This is a genomic window from Streptomyces sp. NPDC048417, assembly GCF_040651615.1.
In the GTDB taxonomy this organism is placed as follows: domain Bacteria; phylum Actinomycetota; class Actinomycetes; order Streptomycetales; family Streptomycetaceae; genus Streptomyces.
Window position 1 is genome coordinate 344,105 of sequence record NZ_JBEZKI010000004.1, and the last position, 24,742, is coordinate 368,846.

Below are 24,742 nucleotides of genomic sequence, written 5' to 3' on the forward strand. Positions count from 1 at the left end.
TGCCGGGCGGCCGGAATAGCCGTCCACGCAATTTCACGGCCCCGATTCCCTCGAACTCCGCGTTGTCAGCGGCTTGTCAGTGGCTTGTCAGTGGCGGTCGGTACGGTTCTTGCGCAGGGCGCAGGCGGATCACCGCAGATGGGGTGGGGGACATGACCACGGTGGACATCTCGTACGCGGAGGGCTGGGACGCCGACACCCGCCGCCCGTACCGGCCGCTCTCGGCGGCGGGGGCAGGGGACGGCGACGACGGCGTCGAGGAGGTCAGGACCGGCACCGTGCGGGTCGCCGACGAGAAGACCGGCGGCGACCTGGTCACCTTCTACACCGAGGGCGACGGAACCTGGTCGGTGTGGCTGGGCCGGGCGGCCTCCGGCGACGTGGTCTGCGTCGTGGTGGTCACCGGCCGGCTCTCGGACTACCGGCCGTTGTGATCCTCCGGTCGCCTGCCGCCGCCCTGCGGGCGCCCACCACCCGGCGACTGCCCGCGGACCGGCAGACGCACATGGCCCGGCGCGCGCCCATGGTCCGGCGCAGGCCTTCTGCCCGCTGACCGGTCGGGCGCGGGCACCAAGCCCAGGCGCTGCGCGTGCAGGACCGTGCTGAGGCGGTCGCGGGTGCCGAGTTTGCGGTAGATGTTCTCGACGTGTTTGTGCACCGTGCGGGCCGAGATGCCCAGGCGGCGGCCGATCGCGTCCGCCGTCAGGGCGTCGGTGAGCAGGAGCAGGACGGTGAGTTCACGGGGCGTCAGCGCGCAGTCCGCCGCCCGCTCCTCCGGCTCACCGGCCGTCGCGGCCAACCGGCGCCACTGCTCCAGTAGTTGGCGCTGTTGTTCGACGGCGGCCAGCAGCGGCTGGGCGCGCTCGGCGGTCCGTAGATGGTCCTCGGTGAAGTCCGTGCCGGAGCGGTAGACCAGGCAGCCGGTGATCGGCGCGACCGTCCCCGGCAGCGGAAGCGCCAGGACCTGGTCCAGGTCCAGGGCCCGGCCGAGGACCCGCGCGGTCTCGCTCGCCGCCCAGGCCTCGCCCGCGAGCCGCCGGGCCGTGACGGGCGTACGCCCGAGGCCGGCCGCGTAGTGGTGGGCGAACGGATAGCCGGAGCGCAGCACGCCCAGCGCCTCGCCGCCGAGCCGGCCCAACTCGGCGGCGGCAGCGGCCGACATACCGAGCGTGCCGTTGCCCTCGTTCCAGTCGTCCAGCTTGTAGATCAGTGTCTCGCCGCCGCACAGGTCGGTCAGCGCGTCGGCGAGCAGCGGCCACAGCCGTTCCGGCTCGCGCTCGTGCAACGCGGCCACGGCCAGCCCGGTAAGGCGTTCGTAGGCCCTGTCCAGCCCGTGTAACACGTGTTCCTCTCTGCCCCTGCCCCTACGCAGTTATACGCATACCCACGCGACAGCCCGCTGTCGCATGCTTCAACCGGGCACTGAGATCGGGTCCGACGACTCCGGTCGTGCGGGCCGCCGGCACGGGGGAGTGGCGGCCCGCATCCGGTCGTCGGCCCGGTCACCCGTCCCAGGCCGCGGCGCACAGCGCACGGTCTACCTCGTCCGCGTAGCGCGCCGCGGACAGCCAGGCCCGCGCGAACCGGCCCGTGTCCGCCGGAAGCAGGCGGCCGAAGGCGTCGCGTGAACGGTCCGCCGCCGCGGCGAGCAACTCGTCGAGGATATCGCCGGCCGTGGCGAGACCGTGCCCGTGCAGACGGCGGGTGTCCACGGTCGCGTTGCCCGGGAAGGCCAGCACACGCCGGCCGCCCGAAGCCGCCTGCTCGACCCGTCGACGCAACAGGTGCACCGGCGCCTCCTCCGACGTGGGCACGGCGATGGCCGGCGCCGGAGCCGGCAGATCCGCGTGCTGGAGCCGGTCCAGGCCCAGGTCGACACGGCTCCCCGCGATCGTCGGGTGCTCGGCCGCGAGCAGCTGCGCGCGGGCGTGCGGGGCCGGCACCAGACGCGCGATCACGCGCAGCCGGCTGCCCCGGGCGGCGGACAGCAGCCGCAGGTTGTCGCGGTGCGGGAGCGCCGGATGGTCGTGCGCCGCCGTCAGCCGCAGCGGCACGCCGCCACAGTCGGCCAGCAGCCCGTCGCCCGCCGCCTCACGCACCACGCCGGCCGGCGTGACCTCCAGGAACAGCAGATCGTGACCGCCGCGCAGGGCGCGGCCGGCTTGCTCGGCCACCGGCACCGCCCACAGCCGGTCCAGCGGCTCTGCCCGCCAGTCCGCACCGGACGCGCGCACGGCCCGTACCCCCGCGCCCGCCCCGAGCCGTCCGGTCGGCGACACCGTCGCCCCGGACACCGCGAGGCCCGCCCGCGCCAACTCGCGATGCGTCAGCGCCGTGTCACCGATGCGTACGGCACGGTCGGCGGCGCCCACCGCCCGGCCCGCGCCGCCCGGGGCCACGTCCGACACCGTGTACAGACGGCCGTCGGCGTCGGCGGTCCAGGTGACGGCACCTGCGTAGCCGCTCGCGGTCAGCACGGGCTCGGAGAACAGGCCGTACAGCCGCAGCGAACCGTCCGGGGCGTACGGCTGCCGTACGGTACCGCGCAGTCCTGTCAGTTCCGGGCCCGTCGCGAACGGAACGCGGTAACCCACGTACAGGGTCTCCGCCAGGGCGGCGACGAGGCCGGTGAGCCGGAACGCCGGGTCGGCCGCGCGGGCCGCGCGCAACGCGGTGACCACGGAGACCGCCGCGGTGGCCGCCCGGGGGAGCCCCGCGAGGCGCGCGGCGTGCGCGGCCCGCAGCAGCTCCGCCTGGAGCACGGCGCCGGAACCGTCCGTACCGGCGTCGAGCACGGCGGCCGCGGCGGCGAACAGCGCTTGGGCCGCGACATGTTGAGCGGACGCCGCGGATTCCCCGGAAGCGGCAGCGGGGGCTTCGGGGGCGCTTGAGCCGGGCGCCGGCTTCCCGGTGGTCTCGGAGACGTCGGCCACCGGTGCCGCCGAAGCCGCTGCCGCGCGGTGCAGGCAGTCCGGGGCCAGCAGGCAGCCGCAGCGGATGGCCCTCGCGTCGGTCACGACGCCCTCGGGGGTGCGCAGTTCGAGCTCCGAGCCCTCGTCGTCGACGGTGATGCGCACGGTGTCGCCGTCCCGGACGATCGGGCGGTCAGCCAGCTTGGCGATGCCCGCGTCCAGCCGTTTGCGCAGCCGGGGAGAGAGGGCCGCGACCAGTTCGGCGGTCACCGTGGGGGCGACCGCGGGCAGTTCGACGCTCATGCGATCTTCTCCCCTACCCAGCGCGCGAGTTCGAGGGGGCTGAGGGCGGCGACCGGCATCCCGGCGGCCACCAGCTGTCCGGCGATCCCGGTGGAGTACCGGGGGCGCCCCGAGTCGTCGAGGCTCGCGCAGCCCAGCACCTGACAGCCCGCGCCGACCAACGCCCTGACCTCGGCGAGCAGCCCGCCGACCGGATAGCCCTCCTCGAAGTCGCTGATCACGACGACGAGCGTCCGGGACGGCACCGTCACCAGCTCACGCGCATGCCGCAGCCCGGCCGCGATATGGGTGCCACCGCCCACACTGACCTCCAGCAGCAGCGACAGCGGATCCTCGACATGATCGGTGAGGTCGATGACCCGGGTGGAGAAGGCCAGGAAATGGGTGGACAGGGTGGGCACACCGGCCAGCACCGAGGCCGTGAGCGCGGCCCAGACAGTCGACGCCTCCATGGACCCGGACACATCGGTGACCAGGATCAGCCGCCAGTCGGCGGCGCGCCGGGCCCGGGTCCGGAAGACCGGGTGCTCCGGGATCACCTGGACCCTGCCGTCGGCCGCCCGGCGGGCGGTGGCCAGGTTGGCCCGCAGCGTACGGGGCAGGTCGAAGCCGCCACCCGGACGCCTGCTGGGGCGTGGCAGCGCCGTGCCGTGCAGCGCGGGCCGCAGCCGGGTCGCCAGCTCCCGGGTCAGCGCGTCGACCAGGCGCCGTACCAGCGGGCGCAGCGCGGCCAGCCGGGCCTCCGGCAGGCCGCCCGCGTGCCGCAGCACCGAGCGCAGCAGGTCCACGGAGGGGCGCACGCCGTCCGGATCCAGCTCGGCCAGCACATCCTGACGGCCCGTCGCGGCGGCCGCCGCCAGCACCTCCTCCCGGACCCCCGGCCCGAACAGCGCCGCCAGTTCCTCCGACCACTCCCGCACCCCGGGATACGGCGCCTCACGCCCGCCCCCGCCGTCGAGATCGCCCCGGCTGCCCTCGCCGCGCCCGCTGCCGTACAACTCGTCCAGTGCGGTGGCCAAGGCGCGCGCCTGCCCGGAGAGTTGATCGGTGCGGCGGCCGAGCAGCAGGCGCCAGCGGTCGGCGGGGGCCAGCCGGTGGTCCTCCGGGAGCGCCGCGGCGATGGCCGGCCCGGGCTCCGTCTGTTCCCGGGGCGGCGGCAACAGGCCCAGCGTACGCAGGGTCTCGCGGGCGGCGAGGTCCGCGCGGGCCCAGGTGGCCAGCGCGACCGGGTCGACGGTGCCGGTGTCGGCCACCCGGTCGGTGCCGAGACGCTCCTCGACACCGACCAGCAGACGGCCGCGGTCGGCCGGGCTCAGCGCGTCGAAACCGCCGCGCAGGGCCGGCAGCCGGTCGAGGAAGTCCCGGTCGGACAGCTCCGACACCCGGCCGATCAGGGGCTCCAGCGCCGGCGCGGCCGCCTCCAGCAGCCGCCCGGCGGCCGTCAGCAGCCCCGTCAGCCGGGCGGTGAGCGCGGTCCGCGACGCGGCGTCGACAGCCCCGTCCACCCAGGAGGCGACCCTGTCCCCGAAGGCCCCCGGGTCCTCCTGACCGAGCAGGACCCGAACGGCTCCGGCGGCACCCCGCATCAACGGTGAGCCGTCGGCGGCCAGCCGGGCCAGCGCGTCGGCCAGCCGGATGCCGCCCAGCAGATCGGCACGATGGGCGAGTTCGAGCAGGGCATGGGCGTCGGCCGGGTCCTCGGAACCGGTGAGGCCGGCCACCTGGCGCACCGCGGCGGCGATCAGCAGCTCGGCCACGGCGACCGCCCTCGCCGTACGGTCCTCGTCCGCGTCGAGACCGGCGACATGACCGGCCCGCAGCCGGTCCAGCAGGGCCAGCCCGGTGAGGAGTTCCGGCAGGGTGCCGGCGTCCGGGAGCACGGCGGCGGTGTCGCCGAGCCGCTCGTCCACCAGGCCGGGCAGACCGCAGTGGGCCGCCTGCTCCAGGCCGTCGAGCACCTGCGCCGCCGTGGGGCCCCCTGCTTCCCGCTCCTTGCGGCTCCGCTCGCGCAGCAGGCCTTCGGCCGCCTGGACGAGGGTGACCCCGCGGACCCCGGCCGCCGTCAGCATCGCGGCGGTGGCCGGGGTCCAGCGCACCTCCCAGCGCGAGGTGAGGGCGTCGGCGCCGCCGGTGCCGGTCACCGGCCTGTGCTCGGCGTAGGGCACCGAGCACAACGTCAGTCGGCGCAGCAGCAGTTCACGGCGGCGGTCGAGGTCCGAGCGCAGGGGGTCGAGCCGGAGGTCCCGGGAGCCTCCGTCGGCCGGGCCGGGCAGTCCGAGGGCGGTCGACTCCGCCTCCACGGCGGGGGCGAGGCCGCTTCGCGGGGCGCCGGGCGCGGGGGAGCCGGTACGGGTACCCACCAGCACCCTCTCCATCGCCCGCGCCACCGCTCGGCCACGCCCGTACGGTTCGCCCTGCGTCAGCACGGTCTGGACCGCCTCGACCAGCTCCCCGCGTCCGGCGGCCGGCAGGCCGCGCAGCCGGGCGAGGTCTCCGGCGAGGCGGGTGATCTCCCGGGCGTCGGCGGGGCCCGACGGGTGGCCCAGTCCGCGGAGTTCGGCACATATCCGGACCGCCGATCCGGTCAACGCGTCCTCCAGGGCAGCCGGTTCACCGGCCGCTTCGAGGACCAGGTGCTGCCATTCGGGATCGCGGATGCCGGCCGGGTAGCCGGAGCGCTCGTCGAGGAGGGCGTAGGTGTACGGGATGAGGGAGGTGGTCCATTCGGCTGCGGGTGTGTGGGGGTCGGTCGCGCCCATGTGGTGGTGGCCGTCGATCGAACGCGGCTCCGCGCCCCTGAGGGGGCCCGACAGCGCCAGGGCGTGGAAGGCGCCGACCACGACAGCCGCGTGCTCGCCGTTCGCTGTCGCCGCGTCGAGCCGGACACGCATCCACTCCTCCCGCCGCAGATCCACCTCCGAGACCGTCGACTCCCCCCGCAGCGCCCACCCCGTGAGCAGCGCCGCCCGCCGCAGTGCCTCCGGTGTAGAACCGGGCGCCGCCGCCTCCACCAGCCGGTCCCAGAGGTCGTCCCCCGGGCGGCCCGTCAGCCGGGAACGCAAGGCTCCCGAAAGCCGGCCCGGACCCTGCGCCGCGGCCTTGGTCTCCCGCCACCCCCGGTCCGCCAGCGGCAGATCGCAGGCCACGACCGGCACCCCTCCCCGCGCGGCCCACCGCACCGCCGCCAGCTCGGGGGAGAAGTCGGCGAACGGATAGAACGCCGGGCCGGCGCTGCCGTCGCCCGGCGCCGCCGCGAGGGCCACCGGGGCGTGGGTCTCCTCGTGGGCCAGCCACGGCAGCCAGTCCTGCAGTTCGGCCGGCAGTTCGACGAGCAGCACGTCCGGCTTCGCCGCCTCCAGCAGCGCCGGCACCGCCGCCGCCAGGGAGGGCGCGTGGTGCCGTACGCCGATCAGGTACGGCCCGGCAGGGTCGGTGAGCGCCGTGAGGGCCGCCTCGGGGGAGTCGGTCACGACGTCACGCCTCCAGGACCGTGCGCAGGTCCCACAGGGTGCGCCAGGTCGCCGAGCCCTGTTCGGCGCGCCGTCGTACCGGACCGTCCCAGTAGCCGCGCAGCCGGGCCGCGTCGGCGGGATCGTCCTTGCGTACGACGCCCAGGAGATGACCCGGGAGCAGGCCGAGGACATCTCGGTCCCCGGGGAAGTAGGCCGCGGCCAGGGCCAGCGCGCCCGCCACCGAAACGGCCTCCGCCGTGCTCATCACCGTGGACGGACGCTCCACCTCCCAGCCCTCCGCCGACCGTCCCTCGCGCAGATCCCGGAACGCGGTGACCAGGGCCTCGAGCACCGCGTCGTCGACCTGGAAGGGCGCCCCGGCCCGCTCCACCGACGCCCGGGCCTGGCCGCGCACCAGCGCGGTCTCGGCGTCCAGGTCCGGAATCGGGCCCACGGTCTCGAAGTTGAAGCGGCGCTTGAGCGCGGCGGACATCTCCGAGACGCCCCTGTCCCGCAGGTTGGCCGTGGCGATGAGGGTGAAGCCGGGCGCCGCGTGCGCCAACGCGTCGTCCGAGCCCGCCAGTTCGGGCACCGCGATGCGCCGCTCGGACAGCAACGACACCAGGGAGTCCTGGACCTCGGGCAGACAGCGGGTCACCTCCTCCACACGGGCGACGGCGCCCCGGGACATCGCGGTGAGCACCGGGGAGGGGACGAGTGCCTGCCTGCTGGGGCCCTGGGCGAGCAACAGGGCGTAGTTCCAGCCGTACTTGAGCTGGTCCTCGGTCGTGCCCGCCGTGCCCTGGACGACCAGTCCGCTGGTGCCGCACACGGCGGCCGACAACAGTTCGGAGAGCATCGACTTGGCGGTACCGGGCTCGCCGACCAGCAGCAGACCCCGCTCTCCCGCGAGCGTCACCACGCAGCGCTCCACGAGAGCCCGGTCGCCGACGAACTTGCCCTCGACGACCAGCCGGCGCGGCACCCCCGCCGGCGCCTCGGCGCCGTCGGGCAGCCGCAGCGCCTGGCCGCCGCTGCCCATGACGAAGGTGACGACGGCCCGGGGCGTGAGCCGCCAGGCGGGCGGGCGCGGCCCGGCGTCGTACGCGGCGAGGAAGGCCAGTTCGGTGGCGTACCGGTCCTCGGGCGGCACGACCTGGCGGGGCGGAGCGGCACTGGCGGTCATCGGTGGTCGTCCTTCGCGGTGGTACGGATCGTGGTCATCGGCGGCGGCCGGCGCGGGTGGCCCGCGTGGTCAGCTGCTCGTACGCGGGCGCGTCCCCGGCCCGGACGCGCTCCCAGGCACGGGCGAACAGCTCCGGCACCGGGACCAGCGGCAGGGTGCGGTCGCCGTCGGCGACCGGGTAGAGGGCTTCCTTCCAGGTCTCCACCGGCAGGGCCGGGGCCTTGAGGTCCCGCCAGCCGCCGGGCAGGAAGAGGGTGCGGCCGGCGCGCGGGCGCTTGGCCTCGACGACCAGTCCGCTCGCCGCCAGTTCGGCGCGCGCCCGCTTGGTCCGGGCGGGCTTCCAGCCGGTCCAGCGCGCGCAGTTGCGGTCGGTCGGATCGGGCAGGGCCAGCAACTGGAGGTAGAGCGCCGCCGCGTCCGCGCCGAGACCGTGGGCCGAAGCGACCTCGGCGACCAGCGCGGGCACGCTGACCGTGGGGTCCTGGGCGTTCCCCGCGGGCCCCTCGGCTGCGAGGGCGCGGGCCAGGTCGTCGCCGAGGATCGTCCGGACGGCGCGCAGCCAGGTCGTACGCCCCTCGCCGAGCAGGCCCTCCAGGAGCCCGAAGACGGAGTCGTCCGGTCCGCTCAGCGCGGCCGGCCGGACCATGACGTGCTCCGTGTCCGAGTACCAGGGGCGCAGCACCAGCGTGTCACCGGCCCGGGTCAGTCCGTCGGCGTCCGCTCCGCCGGACTCGGGCAGGCCGAAGACCTTGCGCAGCTGGACGGAGGTCGGACCGCCCTTCTCCGTCCAGTCCAGGCCCAGGTCGAGCAGCAGTTCGGGGTCGGCCAGCCGACGGCGCAGCGCGGTGAGCCCATCCGTCAGCCCGGCCCGCAGCGGATGCCCGTACGGCAGCAGATACGCGAGCGCCGCCAGGCTCTCCACGGCCCCTGCCAGCGCGTACGAACCGGGCACCGCCGACGGGTCGGTGGCCGTCAGGTCGCCGTCCATGTCGGGCCGGAACACCGTGGTGCGGGTGAGCCAGGGGGTCCGCCCGGGGTTGAGCACCGCCTCGGCGTGACCGACGCCCATGCCGGCGAGATCGGTGCTGAGGTCCTCCGGCAGGCGCACCAGGCCGCCGAGGCGCTCGGCCCAGAGCCGGGCGGCGGCGGCCGTGTCGGGGCCGGTCGTCCACAGCTCGGCCGGGTTGTCCGGCAGCAGCGCGCCGAGCAGCGCCCGCTGCTCGTCCAGGCCCAGCGAGTTCAACAGCTCGGCACCGAAACCGCGCTGACGAGGCTTGAGACCGATGGTGGCAAGGCCCTCGGCATCGGGTGCCTTCGGATGGCCGGCCAGCAGCACGGTGGCCTGGAGCGGACCGAGCCCGCCGTGTGTCGCGGCCACCAGCGCCTCGGGAGCCTCGGGCCGCCAGGGCGCGGCGCCCTTCTCCCGGATCAGCCGGGTCAGGGCCGCGAGCCGGTCCGCCGTAATCCCGGTGGCATGCCGGGTCTCCCCAACCAGCGTGAAGTGCCCGACGGCACCGAACGCCCCGGACGGATCGTGGTCCAGGGCCAGCCACTCGACCTGGCCCAGTCGGGCGTCCACGCTCTGGCAGCCGAGTATCACCACCGTACGGCCGTCCCGGCGCAGCACCTGACCCATCCGCTGCTGCTTGTCGTGCGGTTCGCTGAGCACCACCTCGCGCAGCGTGGTCCCGAGCCCGGGGAGCGGACCCTCGGTCAGCGCCTCGAACAGCAGGAGCAGCGGTTCACGCTGGACGTCGGTGAGGGCCGGTGAGGCGGCGCGGTAGGCGAGCGGCCGCAGCACGCCCAGGACGGCCGGCCAGATCGCGGCGATGCCGGGGACGGTGTGTTCTTCGCTCAGCCAGCCGTCGCCGACGGCGGCGAGCCGCTCGGGTCCCGGCAGCGGCTTGCCGTCGGCGGGCCTGCCGGACAGCACGTGGTTCACCGAGCGGATCTGGCGCAGCGCGGCCCAGCCGCTCTGCCATGCGTTCTGCAGGGGCACGACTCCGGCGACGGCGTCGTGCAGCGTCCGGTCCCCGCCGTGCTCCGGGGAGTAGTCGGCGAACATGCCCTCGGTCCGCTGCCGGGGCTGTCGCGGCCGCTCCTTCGCGGGCGTGGCCAGGGACGCGGCCGACTCGGCGACCCGCAGTGCCGCACGGACGAGGGAGGTGACACCGGTCAGCAGCCGCCGGTCGGCCAGTCCGGGCAGCGACTGCGCCACCGCGGCCACGGCGACCTCGTCGGCGGCCGGCACCGCGGCCCTCGCCCTGTCGTCCTGCCCGGCCCGGGCCAGCGCCTGCCGGCGCTCGTCCAGCGCTGTCGCCGTCGCCCGCATCAGCGCACCGGCGGCCTCGTCGGTCAGGGCGCGCAGCACGCCCGAGCCCTGCTCGTCACGGGGGCGCAGCGCGTGCCAGAACGCGACCGGCGGTACGAGCCGGGTACCGGCCGCGTACGCCCCGCCGGACTCGCCGAAGGGCATCCGCCCGAGCTCGGTGCCGTCGCCCGTGTGCAGGGCGATGCTCTGGTACATCTGCGCGGCGATCGGCTCGGCTCCGCCCGGCAGCCGCAGCGTGCCCAGCGGCACTCCCGGAACCCGGCCGTTGCGGGCCGCCCGCAGGGTCGCCGTCCGGCCGTCCGGCGTGCCGGCGACGGTCCGCGCCTCGGCGCCCTCGCCCTCCGTGCGCACCCAGCGCCCCAGGACCGTGCCGTCGGTACCGAACGGGCTGTGCTCCAGACCGGGTTGCAACGGCAGCACCTCGCAGGAGCCGTGCAGCAGCGAGGCGTCCTCGCGGACGGCCGAGGCCAGCAGCGCCGGCAGCGAGGCCCGTCCGTGCTCGCCGGTCGCCGGGTCGTACTCCAGCCACACCGACTGCCGCCCCTGCCTGCCCTGACGCCAGTACGTGGTGCCGTCACCCAGCACCGGACGGCTCGGCGGCAGGACCGTGTCCCCGGCGTGCAGGGTGCGGCCACCCGTGGCCCGGCCGCCACCGGGCAGCGGCACCGAGGCGTTGGCCGCGTCCATGCCGGACCACCAGCCGGGTACCTGCTCACCGCCGAGCGGGAACACCTCGGACGGGCGGTTCGACCAGTAGCCGTGCTGCTTCGAACCGTCCCGCCACACCACCAGCAACTCGCCGTCCACGTAACGGAACCGGGGCCGCTGCCAGCGATCCAGGTCCGTCGGCAGCCGCAGGTCGTGCGTGAGCAGCACTCCCTCGGGGCCGACCACGATCGCCTTGTGACCGCGCGCCAGGATCAGCGCGGGCCATGCCTCGGTCACCGACAGCGCGTTGTCCCGGTCCTTGCGCACCTCGGAGTCGAGCAGCTCCAGCGCCTCCTCCAGCGCGGGCCAGCCCAGTTCGTCCAGGATTCCGGCGCGGAGCGTACGGCCGAGGACCGGGACGACGTCGTACCCGGTGAGCCGTCGGACGGCGAGCGGGCTGTCCTGCACCACCGCCCTGAAGGGGCGCAGCCGCTCCAGCTTCGAGTCGATGCCGGGCAGCCCGGTCGCGGCGGCGAACTCCGCGGTCGCCTCCTGCAGCCACTCGCGCAGGACGTCGCCGAGGACCGGATGCGCGGCCACCTGGGGCAGAACCGCGGGCCCCTGGCCACGGCCCAGCTCTTCGACGGCCTCGAACAGCAGGGGCCGGTAACGGGATTCGGCCGCGAGCGCCTTCAGATCCCGCTGCCCGGGCCGCTCGTCGCGCAGCCAGTTGCCCAGCGGCAGATGGACACGTGTGTCCGCGTCCGGAACGGCCAGCGCGACGCCCTCCGCCACGCACAGGTCCAGCAGATCGAGGTCGGCCCCCGCCTGCCAGCGCCCGGTGAAGAGGTCCACGGGCCGTCCGGCCGCCCGCAACCTGGACGCCATCCTCTCCACCAGCGCCAGCGTCGCGGGGGAGCGGTGCGAGTACGCCGACCCGTGCTTGCGGTGCTGGGCCCAGCGGCTCAGCCAGTCCGCCGCGTCCACGTCGCCGCTCCCGTCGGTGAGCAGCAGATCCGCTCCGCACCCGGCCAGCAGCGCCAGCCAGAACTCGTCGTCCGCCACCTCCCGTCCCAGCCCCGCCGGCATGATCTCCAGCAGCCGCACCCGGACCTCGGGCCGCTGCTCGGCGAGGGCCGGCAGCACGCCGCGGTAGGCGTTCCAGAAGGAGGCCGGTGCCCGTACGGCGGCCGGGGAGGCCAGCAGGTCGGCGACCAGGGCGCACTCCTCGGCGACCCGGTCAAGACCCGCCGCCTTGATCAGCCCGCGGGCGTCCTGCGGCAGCGAGGCGTACGGCGGCATCCCGGCCGCGCAGCGCTCCACCGTCAGCTGCCGGAACTGCGCCCAGGCGGTGGCCGGTTCGAGCCGCCTGGCAAGGTCCTTCACGTACTCCTTGAGCGCCTTGACCGTGAGCGCCCCGGCGAAGGCGAACTCCAGGAACACCGCCCGCTGCCGCTCCTCGTCCACGGCCAGGGCGTGCACCCGCTCGGCCTCACGGGCCTTGCCGAAGAAAGCGGCCGCGTAGGTGGTGTTCTCGTGCTGGAGGAAGACCCGCGCGGCCTGCTCGTAGAAGGTCGGCAGAAAGTGCGGGACCGCGCGGCCCAGCCGCTCGCCGAGCGCCTCGAAGCCCTCCTTCGCGTTGCCCGGCTTGGACTTGGCCTGCCGGGCCAGCCGCTCGACGTCCTTGACCAGGGCGAGCGCGTGATGGCCGTTGGCCGGGTCGTGGACCAGCGCCCAGGCGGGGAAGCCCAGGGTCTCCCGGCGCACCTGACCGACCTCGGGCGCCTCGGGCTCCCGGGCGAGGCCGAGGAACTCCAGGGCCAGGTCCTCGGCCTCGCCGAGGGTGCCCGGTACCAGGCGCACCACAAGGCGGTCGTCCAGGGCGGGGTGGGTGTAGGTGCGGGCGGTCAGGACGTCGGCGTCCTCGCGCCGGGTCGTGCCCGACGGCAGGATCGCGCCGGCGTCCAGCAGCGCGGCCGTGGTGGTGTCGTCGTACGTGCTCATGCCGCCCGCTCCTCGTCCTCGATGTCCCGCCCGGCGTACAGCGCCGCCGCCATCCGCATGCCCTCCGACCAGGCGACCGGGCCGACCTGACCCAGCTTCAGCGTCCGGCCCGCCGGATCGGTCCACACGAGCGGGCCGGTCTCGGTCTCGTAGTAGGCGTCGAAGTCGCCGACCCAGACCCGGGCCTCGACCGCGCGGCCCTCCTCCAGCACGGAGCACACCGCGTGGCCGCCGCGCACCCGGTACCCCAGCTGCGCGGCCCTGCCGTGCAGGAACCGCAGCTCCTTGAACACCCCGCCCGCGTACTCCTCGACCTGCGTGCCCTCGGCGTCCAGCGCGGCCGGGCGGTGCCAGACCTCGCGGAAGAGCTGCTGGGCCTTCTGCTCGACGCCCAGCTCGACAGCGAACTCCCGCAGCTCCTCCAGGTCTTCGAGGAGCACCGGGTGCGGCAGCCTGACCAGGTCGGGGGCGATGCGCACGGTGTCGCCGTCGAGGTCGACCAGGCCGAGCCCGCGCTCGGCGTCGGCGTCCCGCAGGAACCCGGCGACCTCGCCGTCGGCGCCGGTGACCACCAGGTCGCGCAGCGCCGCCTGCCAGGCGGGGTCCGGCCAGACGCGGGCGAGGACCTCCAGCGGCACGGGCAGCGAACGGGTCAACCACCGCTCCACATCCGTCAGGCACTGCCGTTCGTGCCGCTCCAGCCACTCGGCGAGCTGCCGCAGTCCCACCACCGCCGGATCGTCCGCCAGCTTCGCGGGCACGGATTTTAGCCGCCGTCCCGCCGCGTTGCGGCAGACCACCTTCCCGTCGTCCAGGGCCACTTCGTAGTCCCCGGCCGCCACCCACCCCATGCGTGCCTCCCCGCACCGCAGTGATCAAGTGATGGCGACTGTAGGGGAGAGCACTGACAACGCCCTCCGCGGTCCCCGACGGCGGAGGAAACATCAGCTCAGCGGGGGTGAGAAGGGCGACAAGAGGTGTGCCGGAAGCTATGGGAACGGCCCCGGTCCGCAGGCAGAGACGCCTGGACCGGGGCCGTGGGAGAGCGACGCGGGCGAGGACGTCAGCCCTGCCCCGCCTCCTTCTCCCGCTTCAGGTTCTTCAGCCGTGCGCCCTCCTTGCGGACCTCGGCCTGCGTGGCCCGCTCCTTCTCCAGCCACTCGGGCCGCTCGCGCCTGAGCTCCTCGATCTGCTCGGTGGTGAGCGGCTCGGTCACTCCGCCGCGCGCCAGCCCCGCGATGGACACGCCCAGCCGCTCGGCGACCACCGGACGTGGGTGCGGTCCGTTGGCCCGCAGCTCGCGCAGCCACTCGGGCGGGTTGGTCTGGAGCTCGGTCAGCTCGGCGCGCGAGACGGCACCCTCCTGGAAGGCGGCGGGCGTGGCGGGCAGGTACACACCCAGCTTCTTCGCCGCGGTCGCGGGCTTCATCGTCTGGGTGGTCTGGTGCGAACTCATGAGGCCAAGGGTATCGGCCGGGTGCGTAAGCGCCGACCAGGGCCGATGCGAGGCCGCCTTCTCCGGCCGACGGGGGTCACCGCTCCCAGTCGACGGCCAGCCACCGCTTCCGGCCGATGGTGGGCCGCCGCTCCCGGCCGGTTAACCTGGCCAGGTGACAGGCTCGGAGGAAAAACCGTCGTTCCGGCTCGCGTACGTCCCCGGCGTGACGCCCGCCAAATGGGTACGCATCTGGAACGAGCGCCTGCCCGACATCCCCCTCAGCCTGCACCAGGTCACGGCGGCCGAGGCGTCCGACATGCTGCGCGCGGGTGCCGCGGACGCCGGCTTCGTACGGCTCCCGGTGGACCGTACGTTCTTCAGCGCGATCCCCCTCTACACCGAGGACACGGTGGTCGTCGTGCCCAAGGATCACGTGATCACGGCGGCCGAGGAGGTCACCCTCGCCGACCTCGCCGACGAGGTCCTCTTCCACCCTCTGGACGACGTCTTCGACTGGGACGCACCGCCCGGCGAGCCCGCCTTCGAGCGCCCGGCCACCACCGAGGACGCCGTCGAACTGGTCGCCGCCGGCGTCGGCCTCCTCGTCGTCCCGCAGTCGCTGGCCCGTCTCCACCACCGCCGGGACCTCACCTACCGGCCGCTCACCGACGCTCCCCAGTCGACCGTCGCCCTGTCCTGGCCCGAGGAGGCCACCACGGACCTGGTCGAGGACTTCATCGGCATCGTCCGCGGCCGCACGGTCAACAGCACACGCGGCCGCCAGGCCGAGCAGACGCCCCAGGACTCCCAGGGGGCGCGGGCGCAGCCGAAACGGCCGCAGAAGGCGACCGCGGCGGGCCGTGGCGCACAGGGCCGGGCCGGCGGAGCCAGACGCACCCAGTCCGCCAAGCCCGCGAAGCGCGGAAAGCCCCGCCGCCGGTCCTGACCCACGGCCCGGCGGGCGGCAGGCCGTGGGTCAGCCGGCCATGAGCCGCGAGTCGGTGGGCCCACGAGCGGCGATTCGGCGGGCCATGAGCCGCCAGTCAGCCGGGCATCAGCCATGAGGTGGCCGGGCTACGAGCCGTGGGTCAGCCGGTCATGAGCCGTGAGTCGGCGGGCCACGAGTCGCCGGTCAGCCGGGCATCAGCCACGGGTGATCGGGCTCGGGTCGTACGCCATGAGCCGCGAGTCGGTGGGCCCACGAGCCGCGAGTCGGTGGGCCACGAGTCGCCAGTCAGTCGGTCATGAGGCGCGGGTCATCGGGCTCGGGTCGTACGCCGTAAGGGATCCGCCGAGGCCGGGCCTCGTGCCCGCTCCCGGTCTGCTTCCGCGCGCCCCGATCACCCTCCCCGAACCTGGGCCCTCGCGATGTCACGATGCCTGCGGACATCCCGGAGATCAGCGCTGGAGGCGCCCGTGAGCCCCGAAGTAGCCCCGGACGAGCCCGTCGACCCCCGTACCTCGTCCGCGTTCCTCGTCAACGAATCGCTCGGCTACCTCTTCCCGGCGGCCCTGCGTGCCGCCGCGGTCGTCGGTGTCGCCGATCATCTGGCCGACGGCCCCCGCACGCCGGCCGAACTGGCCGCGGCCACCCGCACCGACGCACGGAGCCTCTACCGGGTGCTCCGGCTGCTCGCCACGCGCGGCGTCTTCGAGGAGGACGCGAGCGGCCGCTTCCGGCTCACGTCCGCCGGTGACGCCCTGCGCAGCGACGCCCCCTGCTCGGCGCGCTCGGCCGTCCTGATGAACACCGACCGCAGCATGTGGCTGCCGACCGCCGACCTGAGCCGCTGCGTCAGCGAGGGCACGTCCGCGTTCGAGCACCTCTTCGGGCTGCCGTTCTGGGACTACTTCGCGCAGGACGAGGACACCGCGGACATCTTCCACTGCGGTATGGCCGCGATGTCCGACGCCGAGAACGAGCCCATCGCCGTCGCCTGCGACTTCCCGCCCAGCGGGACGGTCGTGGACGTGGGCGGCGGTCACGGCGGGTTCCTGCTGACGGTCCTCGACCGCCACCCCGGTCTGCACGGCGTCCTGTACGACCGGCCGCACGTCCTGGCCGGGCACCGGCTGGACACACCCGGGACCGCGGGACGCTGGAGCACCGAGGCCGGCGACTTCTTCGTCACCGTACCGAAGGGCGACGTCGTCGTGCTCAAGCGGATCCTGCACGACTGGGAGGACGAACGGTGCGTGGCCCTCCTCGACCGCTGCCGCACCGCCCTGGCGCCGGGCGGGCGGATCCTGGCCGTCGACGCGGTGGTTCCGCCGGGCAACGCACCCCACCAGGCCAAGGCGCTCGATCTACTGCTGATGGCGGCGCTGGTGGGCCGGGAGCGCACCGAGCCGGAGTTCGCCACGCTGTTCGAGTCCGCGGGCCTGAAGCTGTCGAGGGTCGTGCCGACCTCGACCGTGCTCTCGGTGATGGAGGCGGTGGCCGCCTAGGCGATCCTGACCTGCGGCGTCCTGGGCTCAGTCGCTCTCCGGTGCCCTCGACCGCTCGCGCATGTCGGCGACCGCCAGGCACAGCGCCACCAGGATCAACCCGACGGAGGTGAGCAGGCCCAGCTGGAGCGCCTCGGTGGCCGGGCCGCCGTTCGCGAGGTGGGCGAAGTAGACGGAGCCCACCACGGCGATCCCGGCCGCCGAGCCGACGCGCTGGCCGGTCTGCAGCACCCCGCCCGCCGCGCCGGCCCGTTTCACCGGGACGCGGGTGAGGGTGAGCGTCGTGTTGGGGGAAACCGCGAGACCGGAGCCGATCCCGCCGATGATCATCGGTACCGCCGCGGCCCACCCCAGGCTCTCCAACGGCACCAGCCACACCACCGCGGCGATCCCGAGCAGCCCCAGCGCCACCCCGCTGAGGCCGATGACGACCAGCTTGCGCCCGTGGCGCACCACCAGCCGGCCCCCGAGGGCGGCACCGACCGCCGAGGCGATCGCGAACGGCAGCACCGTGAGACCGGAGGCCAGCGCGCTGTATCCGGCCGCATTCTGCAGGAACAGGGCGAGGACGAAGAAGACCGTGGTGAAGCCCGCGAAGTAGGTCAGGCTGATCAGCGCGCCGAGGGTGAAGGACCGCAGTGAGAACAGGTCCAGATCCACCAGGGGTGCGCGTCCGAGCCGTCCCTGCCGCCGCTCCCACACCCAGAACAGGCCCAGCAGCACTCCGCCCACCGGCAGCAACGCCCACTTCAGCCGCCCGGTCCACTGCTGCTCCTGCACCAGCGGCAGCATCAGTGCGAGTACCCCGGCACCGAGGAGCACCACCCCCACGGGGTCGAACTCCTCCCGCCGGCCCGGCGACGCGGGGAACCGGGGCAGCAGCCGCAGCCCCGCGGCGAACGCGGCCACTCCGATGGGCAGGTTGACGAAGAACACCCAGCGCCAGCCGTCGCCGGTGCCGACCGCGTCGATGATCAGACCACCCGCCAGCGGGCCCACCGCCGTCGAGACGCCGATGACACTGCCGAGCAGACCGAAGGCCTTGGCCCGCTCGGCGCCCTGGAACATCTGCTGGATCAGTCCCGAGGTCTGCGGGGCGACCATGCCTGCCGCCGTGCCCTGGATCAGCCGGAACACCACCAGCCAGTCGGGGCTCGCGGCGAGCCCGCAGGCCGCCGACGCCACTGTGAACGCGGCCAGCCCGAAGAGGAAGGCCTGACGCCGGCCGCGCATGTCACCGAGCCGGCCGGCCGGCACGAGGGCCAGTCCGAAGGTCAGTGCGTAGCCGGAGACCACCCAGGACTGGGCTGCCTCCGACGCGCCGAGCCCGTGCTCGATCGAGGGCAGTGCCACGTTCACGATGGAGGTGTCGAGCAGCGAGATGAAGCCGGCCGCCAGACACACCCCGAGCGCCCGCCACCGCCGGTCCTCGGTGGCCGGTCGCTGCGGCTTTGCCCAGGTCGTGGTCATGCCGCCACGCTATGCAGTCATCACGGATGTCGCACGACCGGCGGAGCGAACGGCTGGCGGTGCTGGTCCTTCCGGGTGAGGTTCAGTGCGCGTACGACGCCGCCCGTGCCGTAGCCACGACCCGGTCCCCGTCCGCCCCGGCCAGCAGCCCGGCCGCCACCCACCCGGTCACGACCGACCGCACCCGCGCCACCAGCGCCTCCTTGCCGTGGAACGGCGCCCCGGCCCAGACCTCGTCCAGCAGCGAGCCGCCGTCCGGCCGCGCCGGGTTGGCGACCCCCGAGTCGAGGCCGCCGAACACCACTGTGGGCTCCGAGCGCCGGAAGTAGGCGTGGGTGGGGTCCTCGGTGCCCTCGTAGAAGGGGGCGAACTCGGTACCGGCGGTCCCGTCCAGGGCGAAGTGGAGCGGAGCGCCGGCCACCGGGGTCAGGGACGGCAGCAGGTCCCCGGAGAGCCCCGCGTTCCGGTACAGCCCCAACTCCAGGTACTCCTTGGCCGCGTTGCGGCCGACCAGGTTGACGGGACCGTAGAACAGGGTCTGCAACGACGGGTCGTCGAGGGCCTTCTCCACCCGCAGCCGGAACGGGACCGACACCCGCACGGTGTCCCCGGCCCGCCAGGTCCGCCGGGGCACCGCGAAGTAGCTGCCCGGTACCACAGTGCCCGGCACCGCACGCCCGTTGACCGTCACCCGGAACCCGGCCGTCGCCCACACCGGCACCCGCAGCCGCAGTTCGAAGGAGGCCCGCCCGCTCCCGCCGACGGTGAGCGTGCTGCCCTGCTCCCGCGGGTAGCGGGTGGTCTGGCCGACGGTGATTCCCTTCTCGGCCCAGGTCAGTGTCGACGGGCTGTAGAGGTTGACGTACAGGGCGCTGCCGTCGGCCGCCGCGAAGTACACCGAGTCCTGGTACTTGGTGGCGGACTCCATGCCCGTGCCCTCGCAGCAGGTCGTGCCCTGCTTGGGCGTGTAGTCCCGCACCTGCCCGGGCGTCAGCCCGATGAAGTACGTGACCAGCGGTTTCCCGGCATCGGCCCGGTCCTGTTTCGAGCCGAGCACCTGGTTGTACAGGGCCCGTTCGTAGTAGTCCAGGTACGCCGGATCCTGCTCGTGGAAGAACAGCGCCCGGCTGAGCTTCAGCATGTTGTACGCGCAGCAGGTCTCGGCGGTGGTCGCGCCGAGGGTCCCCGCGATGACGTCCCGCGCCTTCCAGAACTCGCTCGTACTGGTACCGCCGATGCCGTACATGCGGTGCGGTACGACCATGCCCCAGAAGTTCTTCGCGGCGGCCAGGTAACGCTCCTCGCCGGTGGCGTCGTACAGCCGGACCAGGCCGGTGAAGATCGGGATGTGCTGGTTGGCGTGCAGGCCGTTCAGCGTGTCGGTGTTCGCGGCGCAGGCGTCGATGAGGCTGTCCAGGTCGAACAGCCGGGCCAGCGCGAGGTGTTCGGCCCTGCCGGTGAACTCGTGCAGGTCACAGATCGCCTCGACGATCCCGCCGAACTCGCCGCTGGAGAAGATCCCCCACATCCGCTGGAGCGTGGCGGCGGGCAGCACGGACAGCCGTGCGTACATCCAGTCGCCCATGCCGGACGCGAGATCGAGCGCCTGGTCGTCACCGGTCGCGGTGTACGCCTCCAGCAGGCCGCGCAGGATCTTGTGCGCGGTGTAGTACGGCGCCCACACCTTCGTGTAGTCGCTGCCGGTCATCGACTCCAGCAGGATGAACTGCGTCTCCGGGTAGGCCGCGAGGAACCCGGGGTGGCTGGGCCCGCCCCAGGTCCGGCGCAGGGCGGCGTCGAGGCCGCGTCCCGAGGCGTCCGCGAACACCGCACCCGACGTCTCGCCGAAGGCGTACGAGACCAGGTCACCGCTCGTCCGTGCGCTCTGCAACCCGGCTATCTCGTCGGCGCTCAACGCCCGTGACCACACGTCGAAGCCGCCGAAGGCACCCGCGAAGACGGGGTCGGCGGGGTAGTGGGAGCGGCCGAGCCAGTGGTCGGCGAGGGTGCCGAGGGCGGCCGGGGTGAGGGACATGGCCGTGTTGCGGGCCACGGCCGTGCCGTTGACGTACAGCGTGCCGGTGCCGTCGGCGATCGTCACCGCGAGGTGGCTCCACCGGTCGAGAGGCAGCGCGGCGGTGCCGTCGATCCCCTGCTCGGCGCCCGCCCCGCCGGTGGTGATCGCGAACCGGGGCAGCCCGTTCGCGTTGCGGGCGGCGAGGTAGAGGTACCGGGTGGTGTCGTTGCCGAAGTCCAGCACCCGGGCCCAGGCGTCCTCGTGGGCGGGTCTCACCCAGGCGGACAGGGTGACGGCGGAGGCGTTCCCGAGCGCACCGGCCGGCAACTCGACGTACTGGTAGGACCCGCGCTGGTTGGCCACGGCGGTCCCACCGAGCACCCCGGCCACGCTCAGCGCGGAGGGCTCGTGCCGCAGGGCCTCGCGCACCTCGCCCAACGCCCCCACCATGGTGCGGATCTTCGTCCCGAACACCTCCTCACCGGTGCTCGCGTACGCCTGGGCCAGCATGGTCAGGAAATGGCCGGTGTAGTGCCCGCGCAGATTGCCGTTGGCCTCCCCGTCCAGCCCCTCCCAGCCACCGGGGGCGACCGCACCGCCCGTGTCCAGCCCCGCGTTGGCCCGGAACACCTGCACCAGCCGGTTCACGTCATAGCCCCGCGCGTGATCGAGCATCAACGCCCGCTTCTTTGCGAACAGCCCGGGCTCCAGCGCCACATCCGCCAGCCCGAACGGCCGTACCGTCCAGGTCGCTTGCGCCGCGGCCGCCCGACCACCGACCGCGACGCCGGTCCCGCCGGCCGCGGCGACCAGAGCCGTCACCTGGAGGAGGGTCCTTCGGGAGAGGGGCTGCGCCATGTGCACCTCATAGGATGTTTGATATTTCGAACGATGTTCGGAAATCCGTCCAGAAGATTCCAGAAGATAGAGAAGAGGCGCGGAAGCGTCAACGGTACTGACAGGTATGAGGAGTTCGGGCCGCGGATGCCGTTACGCGCGTGCGGTCCGGCCGATCGACTCCACCAGTGGCAGCAGTCGGTGCGGGACGCGTTCGCGCAGGGCCACCTCCGTGCGGGTGCGTACCACGCCCGGCAGGCTGATCAGCTTCTGGATCACGTCCTCCAGGTGCGCGTTGTCCCGCGCCACCACCCGGGTCAGCAGATCCCCGCCGCCCGTGATCGAGAACGCCTCCACGATCTCCGGCACGGCGGCGAGGGCGTCCCCCACGTCGTCGAGATGGCCCTGAGTGACCTCGATGTGCACGAAGGCCAGCACCGGGTGGCCGAGTGCGGCGGGGGAGAGGGAGGGGCCGCCGCCGGTGATCACGCCGTCCCGCTCCAGCCGGTCCAGGCGGGCCTGCAGGGTGCCCCGGGCGACACCGAGGATCCGGGCGTACTCCCGCACGCTGGTGCGCGGCTGCTCCAGCAGCAGCCGCAGGATGCGGGTGTCGAGTTCGTCCACGGTCATGGTGGGCGACTGTACCAATGGCTCACGGCCGTTCCCCGCCGAGCTGGGCCATTGGCGTTCCCCGCGGACAGCGCCGAGCGGGAGGAGTGGGCCAATGGCTCAGTGAAATCGCAGGGACTTGAGCCAGTCGCACGGCGATGGTCTCATGGGGGTGTCGATGGCGCTGCGGATCCCCGCGGCGCCATTTCTGTGTCGTCCAACTGGGCCGTCCGTCCGGCCGGTCCGTCCGGGCCGTCCGTCTGTGCCGTCCCATGGGAGGGGAAGCAGTGCTGAAGAGGGTGTTCACGGCTCCGGACCCGGGGCGGGTGCGGCTGCGCTTCGCCGCGCGGGCCGTGCTGGGCATCGGCCTCGCCGTCGTACTCTGCGGGCTGGCCGGGCACTCCCTCGCGGGCGCCGTCACCGGCGGGCTCACCGCGCTGCTCGCCCTGTTCACCGTCGCCGACGCCACCGTACGCGGGCAGGCCGTCACCACCGCGCTGCTGCCCGCCGCGGGCCTTCCCGTCCTCGCCGCCGCGGCCGAGCTGCACGACATACCCGTCGCACGGGACCTGGTCTTCCTGGCCGTGGTCGGCGCGGGCGTCTACGCGCGCCGCTGGGGGCCGCGCGGCCACAGCCTCGGCGTGTTCGCCTTCATGACCTACTTCGTCGCCCAGTTCCTGCACGCCACGCCCGGACAGCTGCCCGAGCTGTACGCGGCCGTACTGCTCTCCGTGCTCGGCGCGGCCGCCGTCCGCTTCGGCCTGTGGTGCTACGAGCGCCATCTGCCCCCGGCGCCGGTACCCGCCCCCGCCGCCGGCACCGGCCTGGCCCGGGTGACCACCCGGCAGGCGGTCCAGGCGACCGCGGGCGGGGGTTTCGCGCTCGTCGTCGGCCAGGCAGTGTCGGGCCAGCGCTGGTACTGGGCGGTCGGCGCCACCTGGTGGGTCTTCGTCAACACCGCCTCGCGCGGCGAGACCCTGGTCCGGGGCTTCCGCCGGGTCCTCGGCACGGTCATCGGCATCGCGCTCGGCCTGCTCGTCGCCGTCCCCGTGCACGGCGCTCCCGTCCCCACCGCCGTCCTGGTCGCGGCCGCCGTCTTCGGCATCTTCTACTCGGCAGCCGTCTCCTACACCTGGATGATGCTCTGGGTGACCCTGCTCGCGGAACTGCTCTACGGCCTCCTCGGCGTCCTCACCCCCGGCCTGCTGGCGCTCCGGCTCACCGAGACCGCGGTGGGCGCGCTCGGCGCCGGACTCGCCGTGCTGTTCGTGCTGCCGGTCACCACCCACCTCACCACCGACGCCTGGATCCAGCGCGCCCTGCGCGGCGTCCACGCCTGCACGGCCGAGGCCGCCGCCCGGCTCGCCGGATCCACCACCGCCGACCCGGCACCCCGGGTGGCCGAACTGGAGCAGCTGATCGGCCGGGTACGGCTCTCGGTCGCCCCCCTCGTCCACCCGCTCACCCCGATGCCCGGCCGCAAGCGCCGCGCCCGCCGGGTCCTCGCCCTGCTGGACGACTGCGCCCGGGAGATCCGCGGCCTGGTCGCCGTCGCAGCCGACCCCGAGGCCTCCCACGACGCCCGGCTGGCCGCCGCCTGCTGGCGCGTCGAGGCGGCCGTGGAGGCGCTCACCCGGGGCTCCGTACACATCGCCGGCCCCGCCGAACCGCCCGCCGAGCCCGCCCTCGCCCATCTGCACGGGCTGGAGCGCGCCCTCGCCGAACTCGCCGAACCGCTGCGCACCCCCTCGGGCTCACCCCTGGTCGGCGCCTGAGACGCGCCGCCCCGGACGTCTTGGTCTAGACCGCAAACTGCTACCGTCGGCCCCGGACCGGCTCGTACTGACTCGCACTGACTCGTGCTGGCCTGACTCGTACCGGCTCGTATCGAGAGGGGACACCGGTGACAGACGGCGGCAGGCGACGGAGGGCGTTCATCGGGTCGTTCACGGCGGCGGGCGGACCCGGGGTCGTCACGGCGGCGGTCCAGCCGCACAGCGGCGCCCTCGCCCTTCTGGAGAGCGTCGACGGCGTACCCGACCCGTCGTATCTCGCGCTCGCCCCCGGCGGGCGCACCCTGTACGCGGTCAGCGAGACCGCCGACGGCGCGGTGGCCGCCTACCACGTTCACGACGACAAGCCGCGCCTCGCCGGACCTCCGGTCCCGGTCGACGCCAGTGGCCCCACCCACCTCAGCGTCTTCGACGGTCACGTCCTGACCGCCAACTACGGCTCCGGCAGCATCAGCGCCGTCCCCGTCCGCCCCGACGGCACCCTCGCCGGCACCGCCTCCGGGGTGCTGCGGCACAGCGGCTCGGGCCCGCACGAGCGTCGTCAGCGCGGCCCGCACGCCCACCAGGTGCAGCCGGACCCCACCGGCCGCTGGGCGGTCAGCGTCGACCTCGGCACCGACTCGGTACGGGTCTGCACGCTGAACGAGGGCACCCTCGCCGTCCGCCGCGAGTTCGCGCTGCGCCCCGGCTCCGGCCCCCGCCACCTGGCCTTCCACCCCGGCGGCCGGTACGCCTACGTGGTCAACGAACTCACCCCGACCGTCACGGTCTGCCGCTGGGACGCCGACACCGGCGCCCTGAAGCCACTGGCCGAGACCCCGGTACTGCCCGGCGCCCCGGCCGGCGACGCCTACCCGTCCGGCATCGTCGTGTCACCCGACGGCCGCTTCGTCTGGACGGCGACCCGGGGCGAGGACGTCCTGACGACGTTCGCGGTCGACGGGGACCAACTGCACCTGACGGCCACCGTCCCGTGCGGAGGCCACTGGCCCCGGGCCCTCGCGGAGTCCGAGGGCTTCCTGTACTCGGCGAACGAACGCTCCGGGGACATCACCTGGTTCACCGTCGACCAGGAGACGGGCGTACCGCGCTACGACGGCTCGGTGGAGATCCCGGCAGCGTCCTGCGTCGTCTTCGACTGAGCCCGACCAGGCGGCGCCCCGTACGGAAGCGTCCCGTGCGGGGCGCGGGGCTGTGCCAATGTGCGGCTCCGCCGCGGGGGCGCGCCTGGCCCCCACCGGACGGCCGGTCGAAGAACCTCCGCACCACCCCGAAAACGGCCGACGGGCCCCT

Annotated in this window: 15 protein-coding genes; 5 read left to right on the forward strand and 10 right to left on the reverse strand. The window is 74.2% G+C overall.

Features of this window, described 5'->3' with window-relative positions:
* The first annotated feature begins 152 nt into the window (after positions 1 to 152).
* Positions 153 to 434 (forward strand): hypothetical protein, encoded by a 282-nt coding sequence (locus AB0D59_RS08655; RefSeq protein ID WP_362562468.1) that lies wholly within the window; start codon positions 153 to 155, stop codon positions 432 to 434.
* Here the strand turns inward: AB0D59_RS08655 and AB0D59_RS08660 are convergent.
* From AB0D59_RS08660 to AB0D59_RS08690, 7 genes are all read right to left on the reverse strand, one after another.
* Positions 419 to 1,342 carry a LuxR C-terminal-related transcriptional regulator gene (locus tag AB0D59_RS08660; protein WP_362562471.1) on the reverse strand — a complete coding sequence of 308 codons (924 nt, stop codon included), beginning with the start codon at positions 1,340 to 1,342 and terminating at the stop codon, positions 419 to 421. The genes AB0D59_RS08655 and AB0D59_RS08660 overlap by 16 nt on opposite strands.
* Positions 1,343 to 1,502: 160 nt before the next feature.
* Entirely contained in the window at positions 1,503 to 3,215 is a 1,713-nt protein-coding gene (locus AB0D59_RS08665; protein ID WP_362562472.1) for a hypothetical protein, read from the reverse strand.
* A complete protein-coding gene (locus tag AB0D59_RS08670; RefSeq protein ID WP_362562474.1) occupies positions 3,212 to 6,685 on the reverse strand; it encodes a DUF5682 family protein in 3,474 nt (1,157 codons plus the stop codon). Before AB0D59_RS08670 ends, AB0D59_RS08665 begins: the two co-directional genes overlap by 4 nt.
* 4 nt (positions 6,686 to 6,689) lie before the next feature.
* On the reverse strand, positions 6,690 to 7,853 hold the full coding sequence (locus AB0D59_RS08675; RefSeq protein ID WP_362562476.1) for an AAA family ATPase: 1,164 nt from the start codon (positions 7,851 to 7,853) through the stop codon (positions 6,690 to 6,692).
* Between the two features lie 34 nt (positions 7,854 to 7,887).
* Positions 7,888 to 12,837, reverse strand: a complete 4,950-nt coding sequence (locus AB0D59_RS08680; RefSeq protein WP_362562479.1) for a hypothetical protein — start codon at positions 12,835 to 12,837, stop codon at positions 7,888 to 7,890.
* Positions 12,834 to 13,688, reverse strand: a complete 855-nt coding sequence (locus AB0D59_RS08685) for a DUF4132 domain-containing protein (protein ID WP_362562480.1) — start codon at positions 13,686 to 13,688, stop codon at positions 12,834 to 12,836. Before AB0D59_RS08685 ends, AB0D59_RS08680 begins: the two co-directional genes overlap by 4 nt.
* 212 nt (positions 13,689 to 13,900) lie before the next feature.
* Positions 13,901 to 14,293: a DUF5997 family protein gene (locus AB0D59_RS08690; RefSeq protein WP_362562482.1), complete on the reverse strand. Its 393-nt coding sequence runs from the start codon at positions 14,291 to 14,293 to the stop codon at positions 13,901 to 13,903.
* Between the two features lie 154 nt (positions 14,294 to 14,447).
* On the opposite strand from AB0D59_RS08690, the gene AB0D59_RS08695 reads away from it, so the two are divergent.
* On the forward strand, positions 14,448 to 15,221 hold the full coding sequence (locus tag AB0D59_RS08695; protein WP_362562485.1) for a LysR family substrate-binding domain-containing protein: 774 nt from the start codon (positions 14,448 to 14,450) through the stop codon (positions 15,219 to 15,221).
* A gap of 470 nt (positions 15,222 to 15,691) precedes the next feature.
* Positions 15,692 to 16,723 carry a methyltransferase gene (locus tag AB0D59_RS08700; protein ID WP_362562488.1) on the forward strand — a complete coding sequence of 344 codons (1,032 nt, stop codon included), beginning with the start codon at positions 15,692 to 15,694 and terminating at the stop codon, positions 16,721 to 16,723.
* Between the two features lie 27 nt (positions 16,724 to 16,750).
* Here the strand turns inward: AB0D59_RS08700 and AB0D59_RS08705 are convergent, their stop codons facing one another.
* From AB0D59_RS08705 to AB0D59_RS08715, 3 genes are all read right to left on the reverse strand, one after another.
* On the reverse strand, positions 16,751 to 18,193 hold the full coding sequence (locus tag AB0D59_RS08705; protein WP_362562490.1) for an MFS transporter: 1,443 nt from the start codon (positions 18,191 to 18,193) through the stop codon (positions 16,751 to 16,753).
* A gap of 82 nt (positions 18,194 to 18,275) precedes the next feature.
* The gene (locus AB0D59_RS08710) at positions 18,276 to 21,068 is read right to left on the reverse strand and encodes a beta-L-arabinofuranosidase domain-containing protein (protein ID WP_362562493.1); all 2,793 of its coding nucleotides are present in this window, start codon (positions 21,066 to 21,068) and stop codon (positions 18,276 to 18,278) included.
* 132 nt (positions 21,069 to 21,200) lie between these two features.
* Positions 21,201 to 21,677, reverse strand: a complete 477-nt coding sequence (locus AB0D59_RS08715) for an Lrp/AsnC family transcriptional regulator (RefSeq protein WP_362562494.1) — start codon at positions 21,675 to 21,677, stop codon at positions 21,201 to 21,203.
* Positions 21,678 to 21,943: 266 nt separating this feature from the next.
* On the opposite strand from AB0D59_RS08715, the gene AB0D59_RS08720 reads away from it, so the two are divergent.
* Complete coding sequence (locus AB0D59_RS08720; protein WP_362562496.1) at positions 21,944 to 23,431, forward strand: FUSC family protein; 1,488 nt, start codon at positions 21,944 to 21,946, stop codon at positions 23,429 to 23,431.
* 128 nt (positions 23,432 to 23,559) lie between these two features.
* On the forward strand, positions 23,560 to 24,591 hold the full coding sequence (locus AB0D59_RS08725) for a lactonase family protein (protein ID WP_362562498.1): 1,032 nt from the start codon (positions 23,560 to 23,562) through the stop codon (positions 24,589 to 24,591).
* Positions 24,592 to 24,742: the final 151 nt, after the last annotated feature.

Bases quoted from the DNA above. Each gene is read 5' to 3' on its own strand.
- AB0D59_RS08680 (WP_362562479.1), bottom strand. From the start codon at position 12,837: ATGAGCACGTACGACGACACCACCACGGCCGCGCTGCTGGACGCCGGC.
- AB0D59_RS08675 (WP_362562476.1), bottom strand. From the start codon at position 7,853: ATGACCGCCAGTGCCGCTCCGCCCCGCCAGGTCGTGCCGCCCGAGGAC.
- AB0D59_RS08655 (WP_362562468.1), top strand. From the start codon at position 153: ATGACCACGGTGGACATCTCGTACGCGGAGGGCTGGGACGCCGACACC.
- AB0D59_RS08705 (WP_362562490.1), bottom strand. From the start codon at position 18,193: ATGACCACGACCTGGGCAAAGCCGCAGCGACCGGCCACCGAGGACCGG.
- AB0D59_RS08710 (WP_362562493.1), bottom strand. From the start codon at position 21,068: ATGGCGCAGCCCCTCTCCCGAAGGACCCTCCTCCAGGTGACGGCTCTG.
- AB0D59_RS08685 (WP_362562480.1), bottom strand. From the start codon at position 13,688: ATGGGGTGGGTGGCGGCCGGGGACTACGAAGTGGCCCTGGACGACGGG.
- AB0D59_RS08715 (WP_362562494.1), bottom strand. From the start codon at position 21,677: ATGACCGTGGACGAACTCGACACCCGCATCCTGCGGCTGCTGCTGGAG.
- AB0D59_RS08665 (WP_362562472.1), bottom strand. From the start codon at position 3,215: ATGAGCGTCGAACTGCCCGCGGTCGCCCCCACGGTGACCGCCGAACTG.
- AB0D59_RS08690 (WP_362562482.1), bottom strand. From the start codon at position 14,293: ATGAGTTCGCACCAGACCACCCAGACGATGAAGCCCGCGACCGCGGCG.